This is a genomic window from uncultured Roseibium sp. (assembly GCF_947494555.1).
In the GTDB taxonomy this organism is placed as follows: domain Bacteria; phylum Pseudomonadota; class Alphaproteobacteria; order Rhizobiales; family Stappiaceae; genus Roseibium.
The window spans coordinates 383,205-396,008 of sequence record NZ_CANLVF010000003.1; the positions used below are offsets into that span (position 1 = coordinate 383,205).

A 12,804-nucleotide genomic window follows, 5' to 3' on the forward strand; every position below is an offset into this window, starting at 1 on the left:
ATTCCGGACCTTGAGGGAGTCGGTAATGGCCGGCCAAAGCTCCGCTGTTGTCGCGCGCACAGGAAACAACCCTTTCCTGCGTGCCGTCGCAGCCCTCTCAACCCTGGCAGGCTGGTGTTCGTCGGCTATGATCGTCGCAGCGGTCGCAATTACCTGTCAGATGATCTTCGTGCGGTTCGTCCTCAACGGCTCGACGGTCTGGCAGACAGAGGCGGTTATCTACCTCGTGATCGCGGCGACCCTGGTAGGGCTGCCCTATGTCCAGCGCCTGCGCGGTCATGTGAATGTGGATCTCATTCCACTTTCTCTCGCCCCCCGCCCGCGGTTCGCGCTCGCCATGCTCACCTCCGTCCTGTCGATCGTCATCGTGTCGATCATGCTGTGGTACGGCTTTGAATACTGGCATTTCGCCTGGGACCGGGGCTGGCGCTCCGACACTGTCTGGGGCGTCAGGCTTTGGATCCCTTACCTCTCCATCCCGATCGGCTTCGGCCTGCTCCTGCTTCAGCTGATCGCTGACCTTGTGGCCGTTCTGACCGGAACCGACAAACCGTTTGGACTGGAGTAGCGGCGATGGATCCTCTTCTTCTCGGCGCAATCGTCGCCATCGCAACGATCCTGGTGCTCTTTTCCGGCGTCTCGGTCGCCATCGGGCTGCTGATCGTTTCTGCGGGCTTCCTGATCATCTTCGACGGTCCCCGCTCCTTGGAGCTCATGCCTGAAATCCTGTTCGGCAAGCTCGACAACTTCGCCCTCCTCTCGATCCCCATGTTCATCATCATGGGCGCATCGATCGCATCGACACGCGCAGGCGCTGATCTCTACGAGGCGCTTGAAAGATGGCTGACCCGGGTTCCGGGCGGGCTGGTCGTCTCGAACCTCGGCGCATGTGCCCTGTTCGCGGCCATGTCAGGCTCTTCGCCGGCAACCTGCGCCGCCATCGGCAAGATGGGCATTCCGGAAATGCGCAAACGCGGCTATCCGGACGGCGTTGCTGCAGGGTCCATCGCCGCAGGCGGCACGCTCGGCATTCTGATCCCGCCCTCCGTCACGATGATCGTCTATGGCATCGCGACAGAAACGTCGATCGGCCGTCTGTTTCTCGCAGGTGTCATCCCAGGCTTGCTTTTGGTCGGCCTGTTCATGGCCTGGTCGCTTTACTCGACGTGGCGTTCGGGCGAAGGCAGACGATTGAGTTCCGGCAGCTACAGCTGGGGTGAGCGGCTTGAAATCCTGCCGCGCGTCCTGCCGTTCATCGCCATTATCCTGGGTGTGCTCTATGCCATGTATGGCGGTGTCGCGACACCGTCGGAAACGGCAGCGGTCGGCGCGTTGCTGTGCCTGTTGATTGCCATGATCATCTACAAGCTCTGGCAACCGCAGGCACTTTGGGTGGTCCTGCGCGACAGCACCAAGGAATCGGTGATGATCCTGTTCATCATCGCCGCCGCCGGCGTGTTCTCCTACATGCTCAGCTCGCTGTTCATCACACAATCGATCGCAGAATGGATCGGTACGCTCGATGTCAACCGCTGGGTCCTGATGGGTGCCGTCAACATCTTCCTGCTGATCGCCGGTTTCTTCCTGCCTCCGGTCGCCGTCATCCTCATGGCAGCCCCGATCTTGCTGCCAATCATCACGACAGCCGGTTTCGACCCCATATGGTTTGCGGTCGTTTTGACGATCAACATGGAAATCGGTCTGATTTCTCCGCCCGTGGGCCTGAACCTTTATGTGATCAACGGCATTGCCCCCGACATCTCCCTGAAAACGATCCTGACGGGTTCTCTGCCTTTTGTCGGATGCATGGTGCTTGCGATCATTCTCCTGTGCATCTTTCCAGAGCTGGCGACCTGGCTTCCAGACGTTGTCATGGGGAAAGCGGTATGACGCTGCTCGCCGACCTTCTGTCCACCGTCTTCGAACGCCGGTACCGGCTCCCCGGACGGCACTTGAGGGATGAGCGGCCCCTTGAAGACCTGGCCGACGAGCTGGTCGGCTCAGCGGGCGAAACATCGGGCCTTGCACTTGCACAGGACATCTTGTCCGGGTTCGAAAACCTGGACGACGACGAAAAGCTCAGATTCTTCCAAATGATTGCCGGCAGGCTCAACATCACGCCGGAAAAGGTCCGAACCGCTCTCGACGCCTATGAGCAGTTACCGTCCAAAGCGACCTACAAGGCATTCATGACGGCAGCCGAACCGCGCAGGCAGGAGCTTTTCCGGCGACTCAACAGAGTGCCGGGTGCGACGGGGACCCTCGTTGACATGCGCGCGAACCTGCTGCGGCTCGGCAAGCAGGACCCCGAACTCGATGCACTGGATCTCGATCTGCGGCATCTGTTCGCGTCCTGGTTCAATCGCGGTTTCCTGGTTCTCAGACCGATCAACTGGGAAAGTCCGGCCCATATCCTTGAAAAAATCATCGCCTATGAAGCCGTTCACGCGATACACAGTTGGGAGGACCTGCGCCGCCGCCTGGAACCGGCGGACCGGCGCTGCTTCGCCTTCTTTCATCCATCCATGCCGGACGAACCACTGATCTTCGTCGAGGTTGCCCTGACCAAAGGCATCGCCAACTCCATTCAGTCCCTTCTGGCGGAAGATCGGGAAGCGCACCCGGCCGAACAAGCCGATACGGCCGTATTCTATTCAATTTCGAATTGCCAGGCCGGTCTGGCGAACATCTCGTTCGGGAACTCGCTGATCAAGCAGGTGGCCTCCGATTTGTCAGCTGAACTCAATGGGCTGAAGACCTTCGTGACCCTGTCTCCGATTCCAGGGCTGACACGCTGGCTAGACCGCGAGGGCCATGACTGGGACGACGCCACACCGGAAGAGATGAAATCTGCGGCTGCACACTACCTCCTTGATGCGAAAGCAAGGGGCGGCCGGCCGTTTGACCCCGTTGCCCGGTTTCATCTCGGCAACGGTGCCATCGTCCATGCGGTCCACGCAAATGCCGACGTTTCGGACAAGGGGCGCATGCAATCCGGTGGAATGATGGTCAACTATCTTTACGATCTCGCAAAAGTCGCTCAAAACCACGAAAAGTTTGCGACGACACAAGAAGTGGTGGCCACGGACGCGGTCAGGTCCCTTGCCAGGTCAGCTGTGCTCAACCAGAACAATAAAGGTAACGTCAATGCCGAATCCACTCTTTGACAGCCTGTTTGGCATTCATGCCGGCAAGACGACATCGTTTTTGCGACTGCCGGACGGCAGCGCTCTTACGCACCGGGACTTTCTGGAAAAGGCGGCTAAATTCGCGAACTTTCTGACGCAGGCGGGATTGAAGGCCGGCGACCGGGTTGCGGTGCAGGTGCAAAAGTCCCCGGAAGCGCTGGCCCTTTATGCCGCCTGCGCACAGGCCGGTCTTGTGTTCTTGCCGCTCAACACGGCCTACACGGTCGACGAACTGTCCTACTTCATCGAAAACAGTGGGGCTTCGCTGGTGGTCTGCGACGGCAAAAGCATTCAAGAGCTTGCCCCGATCGCGGAACGCCTGGGCGCAAATATCGAAACGCTGAACGCCGACGGCAGCGGCTCCTTGAGCGAAGGCGCGGGCGGCCTGTCACCGACATTTGCAACCGTCGACAGGACCGGCAGCGACCTTGCTGCGTTTCTTTATACGTCGGGCACGACCGGCCGATCCAAGGGCGCCATGCTGACGCAAGACAACCTGTTGTCGAATGCAGAAACCCTTGTCAAGGAATGGCGTTTCACAGAAAAGGACGTCCTTCTGCACGCGCTGCCCGTCTTCCATACCCACGGCCTCTTCGTCGCCACCAATGTTACGCTGGCCGCCGGCGGAAGCATGATCTTCATGCCGAAGTTCGATCTGGACGAGATCATTGCGCATTTGCCGGAAGCCACCTCGATGATGGGCGTCCCGACGTTCTATACACGCCTTCTCCATGATCAGAGATTCACGAAAGAACTTACGTCGCACATGCGTCTTTTCGTCTCCGGATCTGCGCCCCTTTTGGCGGAAACGCATGTTTTGTTCGAGCAACGTACCGGTCACCGGATTCTGGAACGCTACGGCATGACCGAAACCAACATGAACACGTCCAATCCCTATGACGGCGAGCGGCGTGCCGGGACGGTCGGATTCCCCTTGCCCGGAGTTGATCTCAAGATTACAGATCCGGAAAGCGGCGCAACATTGCCTCAGGGCGATATCGGCCAGATCGAAGTGCGCGGTCCCAATGTCTTCAAGGGATATTGGCAGATGCCTGAGAAAACCGCCGCGGAACTGCGCGAAGACGGATTCTTCATTACCGGAGACCTGGGCCGGTTTGATGATGACGGCTATATCCACATTGTCGGACGCAACAAGGATCTCATTATCTCCGGCGGTTATAACATTTATCCGAAAGAGATCGAGATTGTCCTCGATGACCAGCCATACGTCCTGGAAAGCGCCGTGATCGGCGTGCCGCATCCCGATTTCGGTGAGACCGTCGTCGGCGTTCTGGTGCCGGAAAAAGACGCAACCCCGGACCTGGATGCGATACAGGAGGCCGTGACGGCCCATCTTGCCCGGTTCAAGCATCCAAGAAAGCTGATCGTTCTTGATGAATTGCCACGCAACACTATGGGCAAGGTGCAGAAAAATGTTCTGCGTGATGCCTACAAGGACATGTTCGCTCCGGCTTGACCCTTGTCACTTCGCTCCGCGAGATCCGACGTAGATTGTCCGCCAAACACTTACCGGCACGATTGACTCGGCAAAACAGGCGGACTAACTTTCGGCATCAATTCCACACGAGCCGGGGGAGGATCAAATGACATTTTTCAGATATCACGATCGTACCCGCGGTCCCGTCCAGGCCCTGCAAACGCGTTTGTAGGGCCGATCGTAGGACAGCAAACAAGTCACGACGATCTGCCCAGAAAGCAGCCCGAAAGGCTGCATCTCCCGGTTTGAAAGTTGTGATCCATGTCCCTGATCAATCTCCGCAATCTCAGCGTCGTTCTTTCTGAAAATCTGTTTGAAAACCTGAACCTCACCCTTGGCAAGACCGACCGGATTGGTCTCGTTGCCGCTAACGGGACCGGCAAGTCCACATTGTTGCGTGTTCTTGCCGGTGAGGCCGAGCCAACCAACGGCGACATCACCATGGCACGGGGCCTCAAGACAGGGCTCGTCAGTCAGGATGTTCCAGATCACCTGACGCCGCTCACGCTTTATGAGGCAGTCCTTTCCGGACTGGACCGCGAGCAAGCCGAAAGTGAAAGCTGGCGGGTCGACGTTGTGCTTCATGAGCTCCAGGTTCCCGAGGCTCTCTGGCAACGGCGCCTGTGCGATCTTTCCGGCGGCTGGCAAAGAGTTGCGTTGCTTTCGCGGGTTTGGGTCGGCGAACCGGATGTTCTCTTGATGGACGAGCCGACGAACCATCTCGACCTCAGCCGCATCGGCATCTTTCAGCACTGGCTCACGAGCGTTGCGCGCGGGACACCGATGATTGTCGCCAGCCATGATCGGGCGTTTCTCGATACTGTTTCAACCCGAACGCTTTTTCTACGCCGCGAACAGCCGGTTGTCTTCGACCTGCCCTACTCCAAAGCGCGGCAATCCCTTGAAGAGCTGGACAGAGCCGCCGAACGCCGTTTTGAGAACGATCTTGCCAAGGCAAATCAGCTCCGCCGGAAGGCCGCAAAGCTGAAGAATATCGGCACCAACTCCGGTTCCGATCTGCTTTTGAGCAAGACCAAACAGCTCACGCAACGTGCTCAGAAGATCGAAAATGCCGCCAGGCCGGTTGAAGCCCAGCGCCCTGCCGGAAAAATCAAGTTGGAGACATCCACAGCGCACGCCAAGGCGCTGGTAACCCTTGCCGAAAGCGGTGTCGACATTCCAAACGGACGAACGCTTTTCCGCCTCCCCAGGCTGTGGATCAATCCGGGAGATCGTGTCGTTGTTCTGGGCGCGAATGGTGCCGGAAAATCCAGACTGCTGTCCAAGGTCATCACCGCGCTCGATGAGGACATGACCAACATTCGCGTTGCGCCGTCGGCAGTGCCGGGGGTTTCCGATCAGTCGCTTTCTCAGCTGGACAGGTTCAGGACCCCAATGCTCGCGGTGACACAGTCTTCAAGCGTTGGAGACCACAGGGCGCGCGCCCTGCTGGCCGAGGCCGGCCTTCATATCGACCTGCAGAACCGCCCGGTATCCATCCTCTCGGGAGGCCAGCGCAGCCGGCTCGCCATGTTGTTGCTGCGGCTCTTAAAACCCAATCTCTATATCCTTGACGAGCCCACCAATCATCTCGACATCGGCGGCCAGGAAGCCCTTGAGCGCGAACTGTTGCGCGAAGAGACAACCGCGCTGCTGGTCAGTCACGACCGGACATTCGTGCGCAACGTTGGTTCGCGTTTCTGGCTCATCGAAGACAAAAAACTGCGCGAGGTCGAAACGCCTGAGGCGTTCTTTGAAAAGCAAATCGGATAGGCTGTCATGCCGTCAGCTCAGCACGACCACGGTTGTGCCGAGCGGCACGCGATCATAGAGATCGATGATGTCCTGATGCCACATGCGGATACACCCGCTTGAGGCATTGGTCCCGATGCTGCTCGGCTGGTTTGTGCTGTGAATACGGTAGAGCGTATCCTTGTTGCCCTGCCACAGATAGAGGCCACGGGCCCCGATCGGGTTGCGCGGTCCGCCCTCCTGGCCGTCCCGGTATTTTTCAAGGCTCGGATCGCGCTCGATCATTTCATCGGGCGGAAACCATTTCGGCCATTCGCGCTTGAAGCGGATGACCGCTTCTCCGTTCCAGGCAAAGCCGGCCCTGCCAACACCAATCCCGTAACGGATTGCCCGCCCACCGGGCTGGACCAGGTAGAGAAACTTTTTCTTCGGATCGACAACAATCGTTCCAGCGGGATAGCGGGTGGGGTAAAACACAGTCTGACGCAGATACTTCGGGTCGAACGCCTGAAAGTCGATCCCGGGAAGCGAGAACCCGCCATCACGAACGGGCGCATAGGCGGATGCATAATTCGGAGTTCCATCTGAAAGCGGCGTCAGTCCTGCCTGAACCGTCGATTTCTGCTGACCCTGACAGGCGGCCAGAAGCAGTGGTGCTCCGAAAACCAGCCACCGCCGGCTCAGTCCTGTCTTCATGTCCCGATCCCCTTGCAAGTTGCGCACCCAATCATCCGTTTCAAAATGTTCCCAAGGCCGCGCTGAAACCAATTCCGGATACGCTCCGAAAGCACGGTTTGCATCGCATATAGCCCGACTCAAGCCAACATCATTATGGTAAACGGCAAATTAATGACTTCTTCAAGTGGTCGAGACTTCAACTTCACGTTCTTGAACCGCGTCCGTTTCGGGCAGTCCCCGCGAATCCGGTTCGAACACGTTTGACACAGGCTGCAAATCAGTCCCCTCTGGAGCACAATCGCGAGCATCTGAACGCGCACGTGTCGAACCGCAAAGAGCTGGCTATGACAACGAGCCCGATGGCCACCTATTTTTTCCTGGGCGCTGCAATTGTCGCTGAAGTCGTTGCGACATCAGCGCTTGCAAAGACTGAGAACTTCACCCGTCTTGTGCCATCTCTGATCACTGTGGTCGGGTATGCTGTCTCGTTCTGACTGCTGTCCTTTCCGATCCGGGTCCTGCCGACCGGTATCGTCTATGCCATCTGGTCAGGCGCAGGCATCGTGCTGATCACAATGGTCGCCTGGTTGGCTTTCGACCAGAAACTCGATCTGCCGGCCATCCTCGGTCTCGGCCTGATCATTACAGGTGTTGTGATCATCAATGTTTTCTCGAAATCGGTGGCTCATTAGCGGGCTTCGCGCTTCATGGCTGCCGGCTCCTCCGGGGCAAAAACAGCAGCCTTGCTCGTACGGGCGGTGTTGAGTACGCTCCCCTGGCAGTGTTTGTTCGCGCGCGCTGCTTTGCAAGCTACCGCGCACAAGAGAGGGCGAGCTTGGATGTACAGACACTTCCTGCTTTTCGCTTTCGCTTTTTTCCTGATATTTGGCATGCAGCAGCGTCTTTACGCACAGACAGAGCCCGGCTATGCCGGCTCTCAGACCTGCAAAGCCTGCCACAGTCAAGAATTCTCGAACTGGCAGTCAAGCCATCATGCAAAAGCCTGGACGCTGCCCACTGAGAGCACAGTCGCAGGTGATTTCGAGAATGCCGAGTTTGTGCACAAAGGCAAAAAAACACGGTTCTTTCGAGACGGTGACGGCTTTTTCATCGAAACGACCGACATTTCCGATGGAACGAAGATTTTGGAAGTCGTCGGTGTCGCCGGCATCGAACCCCTGCAACAGTATCTGATTGAAACCGGCAACGGTCACGTTCAAGCGTTCGACGTTGTTTGGGACCGGCAAAAAGAACGCTGGTATCACCTTTATCCCGAACAGGACCTCCCTCCAGGAGACGGTTTCCACTGGACCGGTCCCTACAAGAGCTGGAATGCGCGCTGCGCAGAGTGCCATGCCACCGGATTTCAGAAGAATTACGATCCTCGCGCACGGGCCTATAGCAGCGTGCATGCCGAAATAGGCGTTGGATGCGAAGCGTGCCATGGCCCGGCGGAAGCCCATGTCAGCAAATACAGTGCTCCAGAGACATTCGGGCCAGACACCTATGCCGGAACGGATGAGAGCGGATTTCTGTTTCGTTTTTCCGATGCGAACGCACAGACGGAAATCCAGCAATGCGCCGGATGCCACGCGCGGCGCGAGCCCTTCCAGGATGGAAACCCAGTTCCAGGAACCGCTTTTCATGATGCCTATCGCCTCGCACTGCTGCGCGACGGGCTTTACCATGCTGACGGTCAGATCCTGGATGAAGTCTATGTGTATGGTTCGTTTCTGCAGTCCAAGATGCACGAAATGGGTGTTCGGTGTTCCGATTGCCACAAACCGCACAGCGGCAATCTGATTTCCGAAGGCAATGCCGTTTGCACGCAATGCCACTCCGAGGCCGGAAACCCGCGTTTTCCCTCCCTCGCACGCAAAGCCTATGACGATCCGGCACATCACTTTCATGAAGCGGGTTCGGAAGGAGCATCATGCGTGGCCTGCCACATGATTGAACGCACCTACATGGGGGTCGACGGCAGGCGGGACCATTCCTTTCGCGTTCCGAGACCAGATCTTTCTGCCCGAATTCAAACACCAAACGCCTGTAACGATTGCCATATCGACAAGTCTCCTGAATGGGCCGCAGGCGCGTTGGAAAGCGCATTCCCGCAGAGTGCGCACCGCAAGCCGCATTTTTCCGAGGTGTTTGAAAGGACGAGAGCCGGCGCTCGCGGTTTTGGCGCTGATCTGACGAAGATTGCGCTCCACGCGGGCTTTCCGGGAATTGTCAGAGCTTCGGCGCTCGACCTGTTGAGAAGCCGCGCCTCGACGGAAGACATTGACCGGATTACACCTTTGCTGGACGATTCGGATCCGCTTGTCCGTGCCGCCGCCGTGCGGCTGCAAGCAGGTCGTCCGGCCGCTGATCGCATAAGTTTCCTGGAAAAAAGTCTCACGGATCCGGTGAAGTCTGTCCGGCTTTCGGCTGCCCGAGCGATGCTTGGGATTCCCGTAACGGACGACACACTCAGGCAAGACGTGCAACAGGGGATGCAGGAGTGGCAACAGTCGCTGTCCGCAAAGCTTGATTTTCCTGAAACTCATATGGTCATCGGCGGTACTGCGCTTACGCTCAGAAATCCACGTGCAGCCGTGAACGCGTTCGCGGAAGCAACCAATCTTGATCCCCAACTCGCCGAAGCCTGGGTCATGCAGGTGCGTCTGCATCTGGCTGCAAATGATTACGCATCGGCTGAATTCACACTGCAAAAAGCGCTTAACAATATTCCCGACAATCCGGAATTACTTCAATTAAAACGCCAGTTTAATCAGTAGTAATTACAATGAGTTTTTATTCACATTTGGCTTAATACGAACGCACTGTCATTTTCTGCAAACAAAAAACTCACCCCCTGACAAAAAAGCCAGTTAGAGCTGTTGACGCTGCGGTAAATTCGTCCTCTGATTGAGGCGCCTCTAACCAAACTATTGGGATGCTTTACCTTTTGTAATGCGCCTAAATAATCTGGGACGAACAAAGACATGACATTTGGATTAAGAATCTCTGTGCGAAAGCTCGCCGCCGGCGCAATCGGAGCGCTTGCACTGGCAAGCGCAATTCCAGCTTTTGCGCAAACCGACGAAAAACCCAATATCCTTGTGATTTGGGGAGATGACGTCGGACAATCGAACATCTCCGCGTACACGATGGGCCTGATGGGATACCGCACGCCGAACATCGACCGCGTCGCCAACGAGGGCATGATTTTCACCGACTACTACGGCGAGCAATCGTGCACCGCAGGCCGTTCGTCCTACATCATGGGCCAGAGCGTGTTCCGGACAGGATTGTCCAAGGTCGGGCTGCCTGGTGCTGATCTGGGCATGCAGGAGGAAGACCCGACAATCGCCGGATTGCTGAAGGCCCAGGGATACGTCACGGGCCAGTTCGGCAAGAACCATCTTGGCGACAAGGACGAACACCTGCCGACCAACCACGGTTTCGATGAATTTTTCGGAAATCTCTACCACCTCAACGCGGAAGAAGAGCCGGAAAACGCAGATTATCCAGGCGATACCGTGATGCCGGACGGCAGGACGTTCCGTGAGACGTTCGGCCCGCGCGGTGTCATCAAATCCTCCGCAGACGGTTCCATCGAAGATACGGGACCATTGACCAAAAAGCGCATGGAGACGGTCGACGAGGAAACGGTTGCAGCCGCGATCGACTTCATTCGCCGCGCACATGACCAGAACCAGCCATTTTATGTCTGGTGGAACGGAACTCGCATGCATTTCAGGACCCACGTAAAACCTGAAATGATGAACCAGGCCAAGGAGATCGCCGGACACAACGTCGATGAATACACCGCAGGCATGATCGAACATGACCTGCATGTCGGCCAGCTTCTTGATCTTCTTGATGAACTCGGGATCGCCGACAACACCATCGTTCACTACTCGACCGACAATGGCCCGCATTACAATACGTGGCCGGATGCCGCCGCAACGCCATTCTTCGGCGAAAAGAACACCAACTGGGAAGGCGGCTGGCGGGTTCCTTCCATGGTGCGCTGGCCCGGACAGATCGAGGCAGGTGCTGTTTCCAACGAAATCATGCACCACATGGACTGGTTGCCGACCTATCTTGCCGCAGCGGGCGTTCCGGACATCAAGGAGCAGCTGATAGAAGGCGGCGTCCAGGCGATCGGACGCGACTACAAGGTTCACCTGGACGGCTATAACTTTCTTCCTCACCTGCTCGGTGAAACAGATGCAGGTCCGCGCCGCGAAATCTTCTATTTCTCGGACGATGGCGACCTGACAGCGCTACGCTATAACGACTGGAAGATGATTTTCATGGAACAGAAGGCCTACCAGACCTTCCGCGCCTGGATCGAACCTTTCACACCGCTGCGCGTGCCGTTGATCTTCAATCTGCGCCGGGACCCATACGAGCGGTCCTACAGAACGTCGAACACCTACTACGATTGGCTGATCGACCGCGCTTACCTGCTGGTTCCTGCGCAGCAATATGTGGGGCAGTTCCTGGCAACATTCCAGGAGTTCCCGCCGCGGCAGAAAGCGGCAAGTTTCTCGCTGGACCAGGTAATGGAGAAGCTCTCGACGCCCGGCGGGGCGCAGTAAAAGCCCGCTTCCATGCGGCGGCGGAGTTTCTTCGCCGCCGTTTTGCGCCCGTTCCATAACCACCTGCTTTCCGTCGAGTGTCCCCAATGCGTAATGTTCTTTTCCTGGTCCTGTCTGTTGTCTGGATCGGGAACGTCCTGGCAGATCCGCTTCCGTCCTGGAATGAGGGTGAGACAAAAACCAGACTTCTTGAATTCGTCAACAGGGTGACTGAACCCGGGTCCCCGGATTTCGTACCCACCCCTGCCCGGGTCGCTGTCTTCGACAACGACGGAACCCTCTGGGCGGAGCAACCGGTCTACTTTCAGTTTCTTTATGCACTGGACCGGCTGAAGGAAATCGCCGCCGCGGACCCTTCAGTGCTTAACAGCGATGTTTTGAAGGCAGCCGCGCAAGGCGACCTGGAAACAGTTGCCAAGGCCGGCGAGGAAGGACTTCTGGAAGTCGTCATGGTGTCCCACTCCGGGATCAGCGTCGAAGACTTTCAGGCCGACGTCGCCAAGTGGATGGCAACCGCTGTCCACCCGACCAAGGACTTGCCGCTGAAACACATGACCTATCAGCCGATGCTGGAGCTGTTGCGGTACCTGCGCGACGAGGGTTTCACGACATATATCGTTTCGGGTGGCGGTATCCATTTCATGCGCGCCTTCGCCGAAGAAGCCTATGGCATTCCACCAGAGCAGATCATCGGCAGCGCCGGAAAAACGCGCTATGAAATTGTCGACGGAGAGCCGACCATTTTGAAAGATCCCGGCATTGCGTTTATCGACGACAAGGCGGGAAAGCCAGTCGGCATCGATTCCAAGATCGGGCGCAAACCGATCCTCGTCGGCGGCAATTCCGATGGCGACTTTGAAATGCTCGAGTGGGCGACATCGGGCGATGGTGCCCGGCTTGGCCTCATCGTTCACCACACCGATGCAACGCGCGAATGGGCCTATGACCGGGACAGTCATATCGGCAGGCTTGACAGAGGCCTTGACGAAGGTCCGGCAATGAATTGGCTTTTCGTGGACATGGCAAAGGACTGGAGCCGGGTCTGGAGCGGGTCCGGAAATTGACACCGGAAAAGATATTTGGCCCTGCCCCGCTT

9 protein-coding genes and 1 pseudogene are annotated in these 12,804 nt (G+C 57.3%); 9 read left to right on the plus strand and 1 reads right to left on the minus strand.

Annotated features, from left to right (window positions below; translation table 11 throughout):
• The first annotated feature begins 25 nt into the window (after nucleotides 1–25).
• The 5 genes from Q0915_RS16495 to Q0915_RS16515 all read left to right on the plus strand — a co-directional run bounded on the left by Q0915_RS16495 (nucleotide 26) and on the right by Q0915_RS16515 (nucleotide 6,459).
• Entirely contained in the window at nucleotides 26–568 is a 543-nt protein-coding gene (locus Q0915_RS16495) for a TRAP transporter small permease (RefSeq protein ID WP_299475728.1), read from the plus strand.
• A gap of 5 nt (nucleotides 569–573) precedes the next feature.
• Complete coding sequence (locus Q0915_RS16500) at nucleotides 574–1,890, plus strand: TRAP transporter large permease (RefSeq protein ID WP_299475731.1); 1,317 nt, start codon at nucleotides 574–576, stop codon at nucleotides 1,888–1,890.
• Complete coding sequence (locus Q0915_RS16505) at nucleotides 1,887–3,167, plus strand: malonyl-CoA decarboxylase (protein ID WP_299475734.1); 1,281 nt, start codon at nucleotides 1,887–1,889, stop codon at nucleotides 3,165–3,167. The genes Q0915_RS16500 and Q0915_RS16505 overlap by 4 nt, the downstream gene beginning before the upstream one ends.
• Nucleotides 3,148–4,665: a malonyl-CoA synthase gene (locus tag Q0915_RS16510; RefSeq protein WP_299475736.1), complete on the plus strand. Its 1,518-nt coding sequence runs from the start codon at nucleotides 3,148–3,150 to the stop codon at nucleotides 4,663–4,665. The genes Q0915_RS16505 and Q0915_RS16510 overlap by 20 nt, the downstream gene beginning before the upstream one ends.
• 282 nt (nucleotides 4,666–4,947) lie before the next feature.
• Nucleotides 4,948–6,459, plus strand: coding sequence for an ABC-F family ATP-binding cassette domain-containing protein (locus tag Q0915_RS16515; RefSeq protein WP_299475739.1), 1,512 nt, complete (start codon nucleotides 4,948–4,950; stop codon nucleotides 6,457–6,459).
• A 12-nt stretch (nucleotides 6,460–6,471) separates the two neighbouring features.
• Here Q0915_RS16515 and Q0915_RS16520 read toward each other — a convergent pair whose 3' ends face one another.
• A complete protein-coding gene (locus Q0915_RS16520) occupies nucleotides 6,472–7,134 on the minus strand; it encodes a L,D-transpeptidase (RefSeq protein ID WP_299475742.1) in 663 nt (220 codons plus the stop codon).
• Nucleotides 7,135–7,475: 341 nt separating this feature from the next.
• On the opposite strand from Q0915_RS16520, the pseudogene Q0915_RS16525 reads away from it, so the two are divergent.
• From Q0915_RS16525 to Q0915_RS16540, 4 genes and pseudogenes are all read left to right on the plus strand, one after another.
• Nucleotides 7,476–7,808: pseudogene (locus Q0915_RS16525) on the plus strand (SMR family transporter).
• Nucleotides 7,809–7,955: 147 nt separating this feature from the next.
• Nucleotides 7,956–9,896, plus strand: coding sequence for a multiheme c-type cytochrome (locus tag Q0915_RS16530; protein WP_299475744.1), 1,941 nt, complete (start codon nucleotides 7,956–7,958; stop codon nucleotides 9,894–9,896).
• 207 nt (nucleotides 9,897–10,103) lie between these two features.
• Nucleotides 10,104–11,708, plus strand: a complete 1,605-nt coding sequence (locus tag Q0915_RS16535; RefSeq protein WP_299475747.1) for an arylsulfatase — start codon at nucleotides 10,104–10,106, stop codon at nucleotides 11,706–11,708.
• A gap of 86 nt (nucleotides 11,709–11,794) precedes the next feature.
• A complete protein-coding gene (locus tag Q0915_RS16540) occupies nucleotides 11,795–12,772 on the plus strand; it encodes an HAD family hydrolase (RefSeq protein WP_299475750.1) in 978 nt (325 codons plus the stop codon).
• The last annotated feature ends 32 nt before the right edge of the window (nucleotides 12,773–12,804 follow it).